Genomic DNA, 13,899 nt, shown 5'->3' with positions numbered 1-13,899 from the left:
GACAAGGTCGGCGCAGGCAACGAAAACCGATACTACTTTTTAGCAGATCTTTGCTTCGATTGCAAAAAATTAACCATCTTGGTCGGTCTGTAGCGCATATGACTTCAGAAGACCCATGGCACGTTCCTGTGCTGCATTCACCTGGTCGGTGGATGCCTTCGATCCGAATGCCGCATTGATCTGCTGAGTGTCCGCGCCAGCGGCTTTTGCCAGCATCAGCCACATATGTCCCAGCATGTAGTCCTGGGGCAATCCCTGTCCTTTGAAATACATCACGCTGAGATTGGCCATCGCGGGCCCAAGGCCTGCCTCTGCTGCTGCTTCAAACATTCTTGCGGCGGTGCGCATGTCTTGAAAGGTGCTTTCTGCGCGGATGACAAGCGCAAAGCCCAATTGAAACTGGGCCACGGGATCGCCGCGATTGCCGCCTTTTGCACCTGGGCCATGGTCTCGGCGTCCTGTCCCAAGGGGGCCAACCGCGCATCGTTGACAAAGTGCACGGCGCTTTCCGCGCCCGCACCGGTGCTGGCCATCCGGTACAATGTGGCCGCCTTGTTTTCATCCAAAGCCACGCCAAAGCCGTTTTCATACATCACACCAAGGTTGCGCAACGCCATTGGCAAACCCAGTTCCGCGGCACGTTCAAACAGCAACGCCGCCCGACCATAATCCTGTGCAACACCGTCACCGCGCACATAGAGCAACCCCAGATTATTCAATGCGCGCGGGTGATCCTGGACTGCTGCCGACTGATAAAGCCTGCGGGCCCGATCCATATCCTGCGGCACGCCGGTGCCATTTTGATACAGAACCGCAAGGCTTACCGCAGCATCGACATGCCCCGCCGCCGCGGCGCGTTGATAGAATTCCGCGGCGGCGGCAAAGTCCGCACCCCCCGCGGGCGTTTCCACGACGGATGCATAATCGTGCATGAATTGCGCATTGCCGGTCGTTGCCGCCTGCAACAAAAGCCGCAGCGCGACAGGCACGTCACGCGCGACGCCAAATCCTGCATGATACAACTTGCCCAGGCTGTTTTGCGCCGCCGCCTCGCCTTGCACGGCCGCTTTTTCAAACCACCGAGCTGCCAAAACAAAGTTCTGCAGAACCCCATCTCCGTCCAGATAGCGATTGGCAATCTCGATCTGGGCGATGGGTGATCCGATGTCAGCCTGTTGCTGAACCTTTTCAAACGGCACAGCTGACAAATCTTGCGCGATCCCTGTCTGGCAGGTGGCAATCACCATCATGACGGCGGCCATGTTTTGACGCAGAAATCTCATTGAGCGCGGCGGTTGCCTGCCACGCCTTCTGGCAGACGTTCCGATGCCGTTTCAAAAAACACACGCGCCGCCGTCTGTGCCGCAGCGATCTGTTCACCTGTCATCAGATCCCCCAAGACATCGCGTCTTTCGCGGGCTTTTTCATGGCCACTTGCTGCGGCAATATTAAGCCATTTATGCGCCTGAACGTAGTCCAGCGTCACGCCCAGACCGGTGGTGTAAAGCGTTCCAACCTCAAACTGTGCGGTCACATCACCGGCCATGGCGGCCTGTTCAAGATAGGGCGCCGCATCCGCGGCCTGCCCCGCATCATCAAGCAGCAACAACGCAAATGCAGTTTGGGCTGTACGCAGGCCATTATCCGCATGACGCTGCAGCCAGCTCCTGGCATCTGCGTCCCCCGTGCGCGCCGCCGCCAAAGCCCAATCCACCCCGAAATGTGGCGGCATATACGGATCAAGCAGCCCCTGCCCGGTCAAATATCCCAGCCGCAATCCCGCCCTGTCTTCTCCCTGCTCAAGCGCCTTGCGATAGGTCAAGGCCGCTTGCTCCATGTTTGCCGGCACACCGCGGCCCTGCTCGTAATAATGGGCCAGCGCATAAGTGGATCGTGCCAGTCCTGCCTCCGAAGCGCGCCCGTACCACAGCAGCGCTTTGGCGTCGTCGCGCGCAATGCCATATTCGCCACCATAGGCCATTGCGAGATTGTGCATGGCACCGGGATCGCCCGCCTCGGCAGCAAGACCCAGCCAGCGCAATGCTTCCTTTGGGTTGGCGGCTGTAATGTCATCCCCCGTCAGGTACTGACCGCCCAGAATACGCTGCGCCAAAGGAATGCCGTTTTCAGCCGCGCGGCGATACCATTTTTGTGCCTCGGCTTGATCGCGCGCAACACCCCGCCCGGTGTTCAACGCATTGGCCAGGAAAAACTGCGCCTCGGCCTGACCGCTGTCTGCCGCCACCCGCAGCCAACGCAGTGCTTCTGTCTTGTCGATGTCTGTGCCCTGCCCGTTTGCGTAGGCTTTGCTCAACTCGTATTGTGCTTCGCGATCACCGGTCTCTGCGGCCCTCTGAAACAAGCTGAACGCCCGCGCGGGATCCTTTGCGACGCCACTGCCGCTTTGATAGAGCAGCCCAAGATAGTATTGCGCCTCGCCGTTGTTCTGTGCCGCCGCGATTGCAAGAAACTCTGCCGCGCGTTCGGGATCGTGCGGAGCTCCCGCAGCCGACCCTGTCAGATAGAGACGCGCCAGCAACAGGGCTGCAAGGGTATGATCTTGTGCGGCCGCGGATTCCAACATCACAATGCCGTCCTCAAAGGCCAATGGCCCGCCCTGCCCCCGCAACAACAAGATACCGTATTGATACTGCGCCTGCGCGTTTTCGTTGGCCGCGAGCGGGGCCAATGCTGTGCGTGCTTCGAAATAATCGCCGCGCTCAAGTGCCTCCGTGACTTCGGACGGCAGCGACTGTGCGGACAATGGGCCGCAAGGCTCATGCACAGCGCGACGGGTGTCAAATATCTGGCAAGCAACATAATATCTCTTTCTTTCCAGCCCGGTTCCTTGGCCTGAGAATCGCTAAAATAATGCGCATCAACTCAAAAACCTTTGTGATCTGCAAGTTATAACTGGTTTTGCAACGCCCCGCGCCAGAGCCAGATCAATGCCGCAGAAAGGCAAAGGGCGGTGCCAAAAGGCAAGGCCCGAATGCCGCTCAGGCCATCCTTTACATCATTTCGGGTTACGATTGCCCCCGCCAAAGCAGCAAGCGCGGCGATCAACACAAGCTGTGGCAAAGCAAAGCCGCCTGCAAAGGCCCCAAGCCCCGCCATGAGTTTGACATCTCCAAGCCCAAGCCCGACCTGGCCGCGTGTCTTTTCATATATCCAACGCACCAGGGCAAAGCTGCCCACACCAAGCCCCGCGCCCCAAAGCGCAGCCTCCAATCCCACGCCATACGGCAGAACCGCAAGGACCAGTGCCAAAACAAAGGCCGAAAAGGTCAGTATGTTCGGCAAGCGCATCCAGATGGCGTCGCTCATTGCCAGAGCTAGCAACAGCCATAGCCACACAGCCGACAATACCATGTCCACCGCCCCGCCTCCGGCAAGCACCGCTAGCCCCCCTGCCCCCAACGCGAGTATTTCGGCATAAAGCGTGAAACCGGGAATGGGCGCCGCGCAGTGACGGCAGCGCCCCCTCTGCACGGCAAAGGACACAATCGGGATCAGATCGAAGACCCCCAGCTGATTGCCACAGCTTCGGCATTGCGATGGCGACACAAGGACATCTTCACCACGCGGCAGACGGTCCACCAGCACAGCAATGAAAGACCCGATCGCCGGACCTGTCAGACATAGCAGAAACGCAGTGGTATCAATGGCAACCATGAACCCTTTTGCCCCGTCATCCCACAATGGACAAGCGCGACATACTGGCGTTATCATCCCGCGACCAACATGGAAGTTTCAATAATCATGCCCCCCAACCCCGCAGTCAAATTTGGCGCTGAAGCTGAACCGGATTACAAATCTTCACGCGACGCTGGGTTTTCGCTGCTGGAACTCATGGTTGTGGTCGTCATTCTGTCCATTCTGGCTCTGGTGGTCGTGCCGCGCGTGATTGACCGGCCCGATCAGGCCCGTGCCGCGCGGGCACAATCGGATATTGCGGCTGTCGGCAGCGCGCTGGAACTCTATCGGCTCGACAATCTGCGATATCCGACGACCGAGCAGGGTCTGGCCGCGCTGGTGAGCCGCCCGGCAACAGATCCAGCCCCGGCAAATTATGCCGCCAAAGGCTATATCGACCGTTTGCCCCGCGACCCTTGGGGACAGCCATATCAATATCTGTCGCCGGGTGTGTATGGGGAATATGATGTATTCACATATGGTGCAGATGGCGCAACAGGTGGCAGCGGTGCGGATGCCGACATCGGATCATGGGACCAGAATTAACCCGGCTTTGCCGCGATGACCCGGACCATGAATTGGCCGGGTCTGCCAGATCCGCCGGATTTACCTTGATCGAGCTTATGGTGGTGGTTGCGGTGTTGTCGGTGCTGGCGGTGGGTGTCGGCTTTTTCGTGTCCAGAAGCGATCGCACCGCGCAGGAAAGTGACGTGCTGCGGTTTCAAAGGCAGGTGGAAAGCGCCCGCGCCCGCGCCCTGCAAGGTCGGCAGAAACAGGGTTTGTTTGTGACGGCGCGCGGCTTTCGATCCACTGTTGAAACGGTGGATGGTTGGGCAAAGCCCCAGCATGAAATCCGATGGCGCGGTGTCGTGACACTCCGGCTTCAAACCCCACGCCAGGGGCCGAACAGTCCGCATATTGTCATGTTGCCGGATGGTCGGATAACCGCCTTTTCCCTATCGTTCGCGCCTGAAACCAACACCCGTGTGATCTGTCGCAGTGATGGGGTGGCGGGGATGTCATGCGGGTGAACAAGATGCGCCGCAGATTGGGGACAGATCAGGCTTCAGATGGGGGCCTCACCTTGCTGGAACTGGTGATTGCCGTTTTCGTGCTGGCCATGGGCAGTATCGCCGCAGTGCGCACGACCGATCAGGCGCGGGTCGCCATTGGCGGGGCCAAGGATCGGATGCTGGCACAGCTTGCGGTCCGCAACCGCGCCGAAGAGCTGCGATTGCCCCTCGGCACCCCAAGCCTGAGCGACGTTGTGCGGCTTGGCGGTCAGACCTTTACCATCACATCGGAAACCCTGCCCACCGTCAGTGGCGTGCGTCAGGTGTCCCTCTCGGCCCAATCGGAACGCGGGGTCGGGGCGCGGATCGTCGTTTATCTACCGGGGAGGGGGGATGACCCCCAGGCGCCCTGTCGCGGCGGATGCAGGTCTGTCGCTGATTGAACTTGTGGTTGCGATGGCGATGTTTGCCCTGGTGGCGGTCATGGGATTGCAAAGCCTGACCGGCACCATACGTGTGTCCGAGCGCCTGACCCAGATCGACACCGAAACGACAGAACTAGGCAATGCACTGGCGCTCCTGCGAAACGATCTGACATCCCTGGTGCCCATGCTGTTCTATCCACCACAGGGCGCGCCACGTGCCGCCATCGATCTGTCGCAGGACGGCACCCGGCTTGGGCTGTCAATCGCGGGCCAAGAGAGTTTCACCCCCAGCCACACGGACCGGCATCGTGCGGAATGGTCTTTTGACCCGGCAAAGGGAACACTGACCCGGCAGTTCTGGCCTGCGCTGGTGCCCGCCGAACAGGTCGGGATCAGCCCTGAAATGACGGTGTTGCGCGACGTGCAGGCGTTTGGCCTACGCACATATTGGCCGAATGTGGGATGGGTGGCAGGATCCACGCCCCCTATAAGCACCCAGGTTTCAGCGCGTCCCCTGCTCACGGATCAGGACGGCCCCGGCGCGCCCCCCCGGTCTATTTCAGCCCCATGCCCATTGCCGTCGAAGTGACATTGCAAACCGGGCGGCATGGCGATTTGAATCTTGTTCAGGCATTGCAATGAAACTTCTTTGGAAAATGTCTGAAACCGACAAGGGATCACGCGGTTTCGTGTTGGTGAATGCGCTGTTGCTTGTTGCGGCGATGGCCGCGGCGGCAACTTTGTTGTTGTCACGCGCCGAGGGCGGCCGTGTGCGGCTTGTCTCGATGCAAGAGGCCGACGCCCTGACCCATGCCATGAACGCATTCGAGGCTATGGCGCGCACCCTGCTGGATCGTGATCAAGGTGAAGGCCCGGTGGACAGCGCGCATGACATCTGGGCCGGAACCACCCTCGACGTGCCACTGGCACGGGGGCGCGTATCAGGCGTGATCACGGATCAACAGGCGCTGTTCAACATCAACTGGCTTTCTGATCCCGACGACACCCTTGCCCATGAAGGCTGGCCGGTATTGTTGCATCGGATCGGCATTGCGCCGCAAAAAGGCGATGCGATCAGACGCTTTGTGTCGCCTGGGGGGCCGGAAAACAGCACCGCATTTTCCAGATTGGACCCGCCTGTTGCCCCCTTGGGTGGCGGTGTTGTCTTGATGGATCAACTGGCCGCATTGGCTGAGCTCACGCCCGAGGACATGGGCGTTTTACGACAATACGCCAGCGCCTTGCCGGCGAACAGCAGGGTCAACGTCAATACGGCGGGTCTCGCGGTATTGACCGCCATGATCCCACAACTTTCCAAAGCGCAACTCAATACACTTGTGCAACGGCGCGACAAAGACCCCTTTGCCTCGATTGACGACGTCTTTGAGGAATTCGGGCTTTCGGTGGATCCCGCGACCCCTGATGCGATCAATCCCCAGCGATTTTCTGTGGGGTCAAACTGGTTTGGTGCCAATATCACCGTCACGCTCGATGCCCGGCAGGCCAATCGCCGCGTTCTGTTTCGCCGTGAAGGCGCCCCCATCGGCACGCAGGTTGAATGGCGCCTGTCACGCTTCAAGTGACTGCGCCCTTGATCAAAAGGGCACGGGGCGGCATGGTGAAAAGGATATTCATTCCCTTATGAAAAGCAGCACGCGCGTGGCGATACCCGACCCGTTCCAAGAAATCAGCGCGGATTTCGTGCATGCGGTCGCTGCCACGGATCGGGCGTTGGGCGCGGGCCAGATCATGCTTGTCCCGGGGGGGGATGTTGCTGCCGTGACGCTCGATCTGCCCAAGGGGCTGCGTGGCCAGAACCGCGAGCAGGTGGCCCGTCGGCAACTTCTGGATCAGGTTGGTCTGGATGCGGAAACTGCTGAAATGCGGCCATTTCAAACCCGCAACAGCGGTGAGGATTGGCGGCGCGTTCTGGTGGCGGAGCGGGCGCTGGTCAAGGCATGGCGCGAATGTGCCGGGATGTCACTTCGCGCGGTATTGCCTGATTATCTTGCCTTGCCGACCGGGCCTGATTTCTGGACCCTTGCCGCGACACGGAATGGTGTCGCCGCGCGCCTTGGGCCCGACGACGGTTTCGGCGCATCAAACGCCTCAGCGCTTGCAATGCTGGACCGTGCGCTACGCGATGCCGAGCCGACCCCCAAGGCGCTTTTGCGCCTCGGACCCGCCAAACCACAGCTCGAAGCCCTGTTCGAGGCGCGCGATATTCCGGTTGTGGCGGATGCCGCCGGGATCACAGCCCTGGGTCTGGGCGTGCCTCAGGTCCTGGGACATGGTGAACTTCGGATGGATTTGCGTCGCGATCCGCAAATCGCCCGGACCCAATTGGCAAAACGGGTGTTGCCATGGCGATGGCCGCTTCTTTTCGGTCTCATTGCGGCTGGTTTATGGTCGGTGTCCGGGATGATCATGATTGACCGGATCAATGCAGAAACAAGCGACATCACCGCCGCGACGACCGCCTTGGTGCGCGAACATTTTGTCAAAACCGGCCCGGTGCTGGATGCACGTATCCAGGTCAGCCAGGCGTTGAGCAAACTACAGGCCGACAGTGCAGCCCCTGCGATGAAATCGGACCCGATGGAGTTGTTCAACCGCGTTGCCGGGGTTGTTGCCGCACAAGGCGCCGAAACCCGGTCGGCAAGCTTTGCGGGAAATGAAACGCTTGATCTGTTCCTGCATGTTGCGGATTTCGCCGCTGCCGAGAGGCTGGTCGGTGCATTGTCCGAAACAGGTCTGACCGTGACCGTGCGTGATGCGCGTGTCCGTGAGGGGACCAATAGCGTGCGCACCGAACTGAGCATATCCCCCGGATTGGAGCGGAACTGATGAGCACGCGGCTGATTGATATGCTGTTACGGCTGGCACCGCGCGAAAGGGTGTTGTTGGGGCTGCTTGTGCTTGTCATCTTGCCAATGGGGCTTGTGATGGGGGTCATACTTCCGTTGCAGGGCGCGCAGGACACCGCATTGGCAAACCGGGCTCAGGCCTTGGCGCTTAATCTCTGGGTCCAGGATCGGGTGGAAGAGGCGCGCAGATTTGATCAATCGCCGCGTCCCGGCCCGCGCACCCCAGTCGGCACCAGTGAGATCGAACAGGATTTGATCGCAGTGGGCCTGCGCGACGCTGTGCGCGAACTGAGCAGTGACGGGGACGGTGTTGTCGCATTGCGGTTCGATAACGTCCGTTTTACCCGGCTTGCGAATTGGCTGTCGGGGCTGGATCCGGCATGGGCCTATGATATATCTGCGTTTCGCTTCGAGGCGACCGAGACCTCTGGCAATGTTGCGGCAACCCTGACGCTGGTGCCGGGGTCATAAGCCAGCGCCGATGGTCTAGCGCAGGGTCTTGAGCTGTACCGCGATGCTGGCCTGACGCCCTGCGAGCGCGCCCAGGGGGTCAAAATCAGGGTGCTTATTCAGCACCTCTTGCAGTGATTGCTGCGCCGCCTTCAGACGGGCCATGCTATTTATCTGATCACCTTCACGCAAGAGTATCAGCGCCATCTCGTGATCTGCCGTGCCCTTGACCGACAGGGCCGCCGCACGGTCACTGCCGTTGCTACGGTCCGCGATGACACCGGCCATCTGAGACGCTCTTTGGAACTCGCCGGACCGCAACATCGCATGCGCATATTCCAGCTGAATGCGGTCGCTTAACGGCCCCGCTTGTGGTAACATGCGTGCATAAACCCTGCCCGCTAAATCATAATTTCCTTTTTCAAGTGCGGTGCGCGCCGTGCTGTACTGTGCTGCGAAGCCCTTCTGCGAAACCTGCGCCGTATCGGTGCAACTCACCAGCAGAATAGTTGCTAAGCCGACACCTACGGCGCGTGCTCGAGTTACTGTCTTCATGTTCTGCTCTTTTTTGTATTTATTGTCTCACCAAATATCACAAGAAGGCTGATTGGTCTATGAAACAGGGCTCTCTTGATGTCAGAGTTGCAAAATGCGTTTGATTGCGGCCTTTTTCACACTGCTCATGATCGCGGCGACGGTGCTTGCCGGGGTTGAGCTTTCCACCCGCCTGACAGCCCCCGCGCCGCGCGCAATGCCCGCGTCTATTTCGCTTGCCGTGACACATATCGGCGCTGATAGCGCGGAAACCAAAACGGCCCTATCTGGCCTGCGTTGTTTGGAGCGCCCGAACCTCCGGCTCCGCCGCCCACACCCGTGGTTGTTGAACAGAAACAGCCTCCTGCGCCACCTGAACAGCCCAGACCACCCCTCACGTCACTTGGCTATGAGTTGAAGGGCGTGGTGCGCGCGGGTGATGCCGTCTGGGGGCTTGTTTCCCACCCCACCGGTGATCAGATCATGCGGGTCGGTGATGCCCTGACAGAAGGTCTGGTCATTGTCCGTATCGACGAGGTGGGGCTGTGGGTCGATACAGGCAACGATCGGCCGGAATTGCTCGGTTTCAGCGAGTAATTCCTCAGGATCACAGTTTTCGAAAATCCAATGCCAGGGATGTATTTACGGTTAAATTCGGCTATGCTTTGACCAAGAGCGAAGTAAAATTTGCGAAAAACAATAATTGGCAGAGCAAATTATGATCGTATTCACCCATGCCCGGGCAACACTTGTTGCCCTTGTGATATTGGGCGCACAGGCGCTTTCGTTCACTTCGCTCGCGACAACACCCCTTCACGCACAGGTTCAGCTTGATCTGCGGGATGCCGATTTGCGCGGATTTGTCGAGATCGTATCAGAGGCGACGGGGCGTAGTTTTGTCATTGATCCCGCCGTGCGCGGCACTGTCACCATTCTGGCCCCCAATCAACTCAGCCCTGCTGATCTGTATAGTGTTTTTCTCAGCGTGCTTGAACTGAACCGTTTGACCATCGTGTCCGGCACCGGGGCTGACCGGATTGTGCCGATGAACATCGCACGTGAATTGTCCTCGAACGCGGCACTTGGCGGCGCGGGGGATTTCCAGACCCGCGTGATCGAGGTCCGAAATGTCCCATTGAGCGAAATCGTCGAGGTGGTGCGCCCCCTGTTGCCTTCCGAGGCGGTGATCACGGCTGTGCCACGGTCCAACCTGCTCATCCTCTCGGATCGGGGCAAGAACCACGCACGTATCGTCGATTTGATTGCACGACTTGATGCCCCCAACGAACGCCCGATTGAAATGATCCGTCTGCGCAATGCCAATGCGTCGGATGTCCTCGACGTGATCCAGTCAATGGAAATCATCCCCCCGGTGCCGCCGTTTCCGTGGACCCGCGTTCAAACGCACTTGTGGTGACCGGCCCCGAGGACATGCGCCGCCAATTGCGCACCCTTGCCGCACGGTTGGACACCCAGCGTAACAATGTTTCTTCGCATGCGATTGAACTGAACTACGCTGATGCCACCACGCTTGCGGATGTGGTGCTACGCGCGATCACCAATCAGTCATCGGACGAAACGGGGCAACGCGGCAACATCCGTATCGTTCCCGAAACGCAAACCAACACATTGCTGATTACCGCCCCGCAAGATCGCTTGGGGGATATTGTCGAAATGGTGCAATTCCTTGACCGCCGCCCTTCGCAGGTTTTGGTTGAGGCGGTGATATTCGAAATGTCCGTCGATGGGTTTTCCGATCTTTCGGTCCAGTTTGGCGCGGTCCTGAACGATGCCATTGTCGGGGGTGTCGAATTTGCGCTCGGGGGGCGGCCCAGCCTGACCAATCTCGTTGCATCCGTCGTAAATGGCGACATCTCGTCCCCCGGTTCCGGCGGCTCGCTGGGGGTGAGTGCAGGATCAAGTGACAAGGGTATCGTGGGGCTGGTCAGTGCCATCGCCTCAAGCAATTCCACCCGGTTGCTCAGCACCCCGTCGATCATGACGCTGAACAACCAGGAGGCTGAAATCGTCGTGGCGCAGAACGTGCCTTTCGTGACCGGATCATTCACCTCGACGGGCGACAGCGCCCAACCCGACAATCCGTTTCAGACCATTGAACGCCAGGATGTCGGTCTGACCCTGAACGTCACGCCCCAGATCAACGCCGATCAGACCGTCAAACTTGCGATCAAACAGGAAGTGTCCAGCCTGACCAACCGGTCCTCCTCTGCCGGCGGTGAGATCACGGCGCGACGGGCCTTGTCCACCAATGTGCTGGTGCGTGACGGCAATGTCATCATGCTTGGCGGATTGCTCGAAAACGGGTCCGGGTCCGTGTCTCAGTCTGTACCGGGGCTCAGCAAGCTGCCGATGCTGGGTGCGCTGTTTCGCGGCAAAAACTCCAGCAAGAACCAACGTGTGTTGTTAATCATGCTCCGCCCGCGGGTGGTCAATTCAGAAAGCGAAGCACGCGATCTGACGCGACAGCATGCGCGCGAAGCCAAAGCCGCAAGCCTTGCCATTGCACCGACGAATGATCAAAATTTCCCGCGAACCAATCAGGTTGGTTTGCCCTTTGACGGTGCCGATCTCAATCAACCATTTGATGCCGGATTTGTCGATGAGTTCGCCCAACAACGAAACTACCCGCCGCTTCCCAGCAGGCTCCGTTTCAACAGTAAATAAGCTGCCGTTTGCCTTTGCGCGCGACCAGCAGGTTGTGCTGGATGCGGGGCATCTTGTCCTTGGGCCGGACTATACCGCGACGGGACTGCGCGAAGCGCAGCGGCGTTTGGGGGCGGATGCCTGCCCCACTGTCACGCTTGAAACCGCGGCGGAATTTGAACAGACGCTGGCGCGCGCCTATCAATCCAATGAAACCGAAGCTGACGGTGTTTTATTCGATCTCGAAGACACGAATATCAACGCCCGGCAACGTGACCTGCTTGAGGACGTGGTCGAGGCCCCCGTCATCCAGCTGGTCAACCAATTGTTGCGCCGCGCCATTCAGGCAGGTGCGTCGGATCTGCATATCGAACCCTTTGAAGGCGGATTGCGGGTGCGGCAGCGGGTCGATGGATTCCTGCAACCTGTTATGGTGCGTTCGGATGTGCCGGTCAGAAGGGTCGTGTCACGGCTCAAGGTGATGGCGGGTCTTGATATCGCGGAAACCCGATTGCCGCAGGATGGCCGCATCCCGTTGTCTATGGGGGGGCGCATGATTGACACGCGTGTCTCCTCTCTTCCGGGCAATTACGGTGAGCGCGTGGTGCTGCGTATTCTGGACCGGTCCGGGGGGTTGATGCCGCTTGATGCGCTGGGGTTGTCGGCCTCGCAGATTGTCCTGCTGGAACGTCTCTCGGCATTGCCCAACGGGATCATCCTTGCCACCGGCCCGACGGGCGCAGGCAAGACCACGACACTTTATTCTCTGCTGCAACTGGCGAACCGCGATGAACGCAACATCGTGACGGTCGAAGACCCCATCGAATACGACCTGCCCCGGATCAGCCAATCACAGATCAACGCCGAGATCGGGATGACCTTTGCCGCCGGGTTGCGCGCGACCCTGCGCCAGGACCCTGACGTCATTCTGGTCGGGGAAATCCGCGACGGCGAAACCGCAAGCGTGGCGGCACAAGCCGCGCTGACCGGGCATCTGGTGTTCTCGTCTCTGCATGCCAACGGGTCGGTGGGTGCGGTGGTGCGCCTGCGCGATCTGGGATTGGATGACTTTCTGATTGCCGCCACGCTGCGTGGTGTCATTGCCCAACGCCTGTTGCGTCGTCTCTGTGAAGATTGCCGCAGATCCCGTGCCCCCGATCCGACGGAACAATCCTATTTTCACCGTCACAATTTGGATCTGCCCGCACAGGTTTTTGATGCAATCGGCTGTGAAACATGTAATGGCTCCGGCTACGCCGGGCGCGTGGGTATCTTTGAAATGATCGAAATCGGTGCCGCATTGCGCGCCGCCATCGACAGAGGTGCCAATGAGGGCGAGCTGAGCGAAATCGCGCTGAATGCCGGTGAAACCCTGATCGGGCAAGGCTTGACCGAAGTGCAGGCAGGACGCACCACAATGGCCGAAACCCTACGTGTTGTCGGAGACGTGGCGTGAACGCATATGGATACACCGCCTTTACGGATACGGGCAAGAAACGCAGCGGCACGATCATTGCCGAAACCGAAAACCACGCATCCAGCCAATTGCAGCAAAAGGGTCTGTTTGTATCGGAACTGGTTCTGCGCAATCGCAGCACCAGTAGTCTCAGCAGGTGGGGCCGCCCCCGCAAGGCGCGATTGACCCCAGATCTACAAGCGGTTTTCACACGCCAGATGGCGGTGCTCCTGTCCGCCGAACTGCCCGCCGAAGCCGCGCTCGAGGCCGTTCGCCAGGATGGGCATACCGCAATCGACACGGTCGCAGCCACCGCGCGTGCCGCGCTGATGGACGGTGCGTCCCTGTCCGAGGCCTTGGCGCAGAGCAACAGCGGATTTCCGCCCTATTATCAGGCCTCGGTGCGCGCCGGTGAAACGGCGGGCGATCTGTCGGCGGTCTTTGAAGAGCTGGCGGAACATCTGGAAACCCGCGGCACCGATCGTGCACAAATTCTCAGCGCCTTGATCTACCCCGCCTTTGTCGCCGCCATTTCATTGCTGGTCTGCGCCATCCTGATGGTCAGCGTCGCACCCGAAATTGTGGCGATGTTTGAACTCTCTGGCCGACCGCTGCCCACGATCACCCAAAACGTGCTGGCAGTCAGCGATTGGATACAAGACAATTTGATCCTGCTGGCGGTCGTATTCGCAATTTTGGTGGTTTTGATCATCGCATCCAGCCTGGTGCCCAGGCTGCGCGTGCGTCGCGATACAGTCCTGCTGTATCTTCCCATGGTCAGCCGTTTCATGCGT

At 59.5% G+C, this 13,899-nt stretch carries 17 protein-coding genes; 12 read left to right on the top strand and 5 right to left on the bottom strand.

From position 1 onward, the window contains the following. Positions 1-69: 69 nt before the first annotated feature. From AC0L4F_RS21905 to AC0L4F_RS21890, 4 genes are all read right to left on the bottom strand, one after another. On the bottom strand, positions 70-291 hold the full coding sequence (locus AC0L4F_RS21905; protein ID WP_244691479.1) for a hypothetical protein: 222 nt from the start codon (positions 289-291) through the stop codon (positions 70-72). Beyond that, positions 273-1,283 (bottom strand): tetratricopeptide repeat protein, encoded by a 1,011-nt coding sequence (locus AC0L4F_RS21900; protein WP_244691478.1) that lies wholly within the window; start codon positions 1,281-1,283, stop codon positions 273-275. Before AC0L4F_RS21900 ends, AC0L4F_RS21905 begins: the two co-directional genes overlap by 19 nt. Further along, complete coding sequence (locus AC0L4F_RS21895; RefSeq protein WP_244691477.1) at positions 1,280-2,764, bottom strand: SEL1-like repeat protein; 1,485 nt, start codon at positions 2,762-2,764, stop codon at positions 1,280-1,282. Before AC0L4F_RS21895 ends, AC0L4F_RS21900 begins: the two co-directional genes overlap by 4 nt. 143 nt (positions 2,765-2,907) lie before the next feature. Then, positions 2,908-3,675 carry a prepilin peptidase gene (locus AC0L4F_RS21890; protein WP_244691476.1) on the bottom strand — a complete coding sequence of 256 codons (768 nt, stop codon included), beginning with the start codon at positions 3,673-3,675 and terminating at the stop codon, positions 2,908-2,910. Between the two features lie 87 nt (positions 3,676-3,762). Between AC0L4F_RS21890 and gspG the strand changes: the two genes are divergently transcribed. From gspG to gspM, 7 genes are read left to right on the top strand one after another with little or no spacing between them, the layout of a single operon-like run. Next, positions 3,763-4,242: a type II secretion system major pseudopilin GspG gene (gspG, locus tag AC0L4F_RS21885; RefSeq protein WP_280520724.1), complete on the top strand. Its 480-nt coding sequence runs from the start codon at positions 3,763-3,765 to the stop codon at positions 4,240-4,242. Beyond that, positions 4,227-4,727: a prepilin-type N-terminal cleavage/methylation domain-containing protein gene (locus tag AC0L4F_RS21880; RefSeq protein ID WP_244691475.1), complete on the top strand. Its 501-nt coding sequence runs from the start codon at positions 4,227-4,229 to the stop codon at positions 4,725-4,727. Before gspG ends, AC0L4F_RS21880 begins: the two co-directional genes overlap by 16 nt. Before the next feature lie 5 nt (positions 4,728-4,732). Further along, entirely contained in the window at positions 4,733-5,152 is a 420-nt protein-coding gene (locus tag AC0L4F_RS21875) for a type II secretion system protein GspI (protein WP_244691474.1), read from the top strand. Next, positions 5,103-5,723: a prepilin-type N-terminal cleavage/methylation domain-containing protein gene (locus AC0L4F_RS21870; protein ID WP_244691473.1), complete on the top strand. Its 621-nt coding sequence runs from the start codon at positions 5,103-5,105 to the stop codon at positions 5,721-5,723. Before AC0L4F_RS21875 ends, AC0L4F_RS21870 begins: the two co-directional genes overlap by 50 nt. A 49-nt stretch (positions 5,724-5,772) precedes the next feature. Continuing rightward, entirely contained in the window at positions 5,773-6,717 is a 945-nt protein-coding gene (gene gspK / locus AC0L4F_RS21865) for a type II secretion system minor pseudopilin GspK (protein WP_244691472.1), read from the top strand. 58 nt (positions 6,718-6,775) lie between these two features. Then, complete coding sequence (gene gspL / locus AC0L4F_RS21860; RefSeq protein WP_244691471.1) at positions 6,776-7,981, top strand: type II secretion system protein GspL; 1,206 nt, start codon at positions 6,776-6,778, stop codon at positions 7,979-7,981. Next, entirely contained in the window at positions 7,981-8,472 is a 492-nt protein-coding gene (gspM, locus tag AC0L4F_RS21855) for a type II secretion system protein GspM (protein ID WP_244691470.1), read from the top strand. The genes gspL and gspM overlap by 1 nt, the downstream gene beginning before the upstream one ends. A 15-nt stretch (positions 8,473-8,487) precedes the next feature. On the opposite strand, the gene AC0L4F_RS21850 is transcribed toward gspM, so the two are convergent. Next, the gene (locus tag AC0L4F_RS21850) at positions 8,488-9,006 is read right to left on the bottom strand and encodes an outer membrane protein assembly factor BamD (RefSeq protein ID WP_244691469.1); all 519 of its coding nucleotides are present in this window, start codon (positions 9,004-9,006) and stop codon (positions 8,488-8,490) included. A gap of 393 nt (positions 9,007-9,399) precedes the next feature. Between AC0L4F_RS21850 and AC0L4F_RS21845 the strand changes: the two genes are divergently transcribed. The 5 genes from AC0L4F_RS21845 to AC0L4F_RS21825 form a co-directional block, all read left to right on the top strand. Next, positions 9,400-9,582 carry a hypothetical protein gene (locus AC0L4F_RS21845; RefSeq protein WP_244691468.1) on the top strand — a complete coding sequence of 61 codons (183 nt, stop codon included), beginning with the start codon at positions 9,400-9,402 and terminating at the stop codon, positions 9,580-9,582. Positions 9,583-9,703: 121 nt separating this feature from the next. After that, a complete protein-coding gene (locus AC0L4F_RS21840; RefSeq protein WP_244691467.1) occupies positions 9,704-10,402 on the top strand; it encodes a secretin N-terminal domain-containing protein in 699 nt (232 codons plus the stop codon). Continuing rightward, positions 10,372-11,670 (top strand): secretin N-terminal domain-containing protein, encoded by a 1,299-nt coding sequence (locus tag AC0L4F_RS21835; protein WP_244691466.1) that lies wholly within the window; start codon positions 10,372-10,374, stop codon positions 11,668-11,670. The genes AC0L4F_RS21840 and AC0L4F_RS21835 overlap by 31 nt, the downstream gene beginning before the upstream one ends. Further along, positions 11,606-13,105: a GspE/PulE family protein gene (locus AC0L4F_RS21830; protein ID WP_244691465.1), complete on the top strand. Its 1,500-nt coding sequence runs from the start codon at positions 11,606-11,608 to the stop codon at positions 13,103-13,105. The genes AC0L4F_RS21835 and AC0L4F_RS21830 overlap by 65 nt, the downstream gene beginning before the upstream one ends. Further along, on the top strand, positions 13,102-13,899 hold a 798-nt coding region (locus AC0L4F_RS21825; RefSeq protein WP_244691464.1), incomplete at its 3' end, for a type II secretion system F family protein. The genes AC0L4F_RS21830 and AC0L4F_RS21825, both read left to right, overlap by 4 nt.

The sequence above is a fragment of the Marinovum sp. J2-8 genome, from assembly GCF_055808435.1.
Note: the sequence above shows the minus strand (reverse complement) of the source record. Positions and strands in the feature narration are given on the sequence as shown.

Coding starts and splice junctions, on each gene's coding strand:
- gspK (WP_244691472.1), top strand. CDS start 5,773: ATGAAACTTCTTTGGAAAATGTCTGAAACCGACAAGGGATCACGCGGT.
- AC0L4F_RS21905 (WP_244691479.1), bottom strand. CDS start 291: ATGGCCAATCTCAGCGTGATGTATTTCAAAGGACAGGGATTGCCCCAG.
- gspG (WP_280520724.1), top strand. CDS start 3,763: ATGCCCCCCAACCCCGCAGTCAAATTTGGCGCTGAAGCTGAACCGGAT.
- AC0L4F_RS21880 (WP_244691475.1), top strand. CDS start 4,227: ATGGGACCAGAATTAACCCGGCTTTGCCGCGATGACCCGGACCATGAA.
- gspL (WP_244691471.1), top strand. CDS start 6,776: ATGAAAAGCAGCACGCGCGTGGCGATACCCGACCCGTTCCAAGAAATC.
- AC0L4F_RS21890 (WP_244691476.1), bottom strand. CDS start 3,675: ATGGTTGCCATTGATACCACTGCGTTTCTGCTATGTCTGACAGGTCCG.
- gspM (WP_244691470.1), top strand. CDS start 7,981: ATGAGCACGCGGCTGATTGATATGCTGTTACGGCTGGCACCGCGCGAA.
- AC0L4F_RS21870 (WP_244691473.1), top strand. CDS start 5,103: ATGACCCCCAGGCGCCCTGTCGCGGCGGATGCAGGTCTGTCGCTGATT.
- AC0L4F_RS21830 (WP_244691465.1), top strand. CDS start 11,606: ATGAGTTCGCCCAACAACGAAACTACCCGCCGCTTCCCAGCAGGCTCC.
- AC0L4F_RS21840 (WP_244691467.1), top strand. CDS start 9,704: ATGATCGTATTCACCCATGCCCGGGCAACACTTGTTGCCCTTGTGATA.
- AC0L4F_RS21850 (WP_244691469.1), bottom strand. CDS start 9,006: ATGAAGACAGTAACTCGAGCACGCGCCGTAGGTGTCGGCTTAGCAACT.
- AC0L4F_RS21875 (WP_244691474.1), top strand. CDS start 4,733: ATGCGCCGCAGATTGGGGACAGATCAGGCTTCAGATGGGGGCCTCACC.
- AC0L4F_RS21900 (WP_244691478.1), bottom strand. CDS start 1,283: ATGAGATTTCTGCGTCAAAACATGGCCGCCGTCATGATGGTGATTGCC.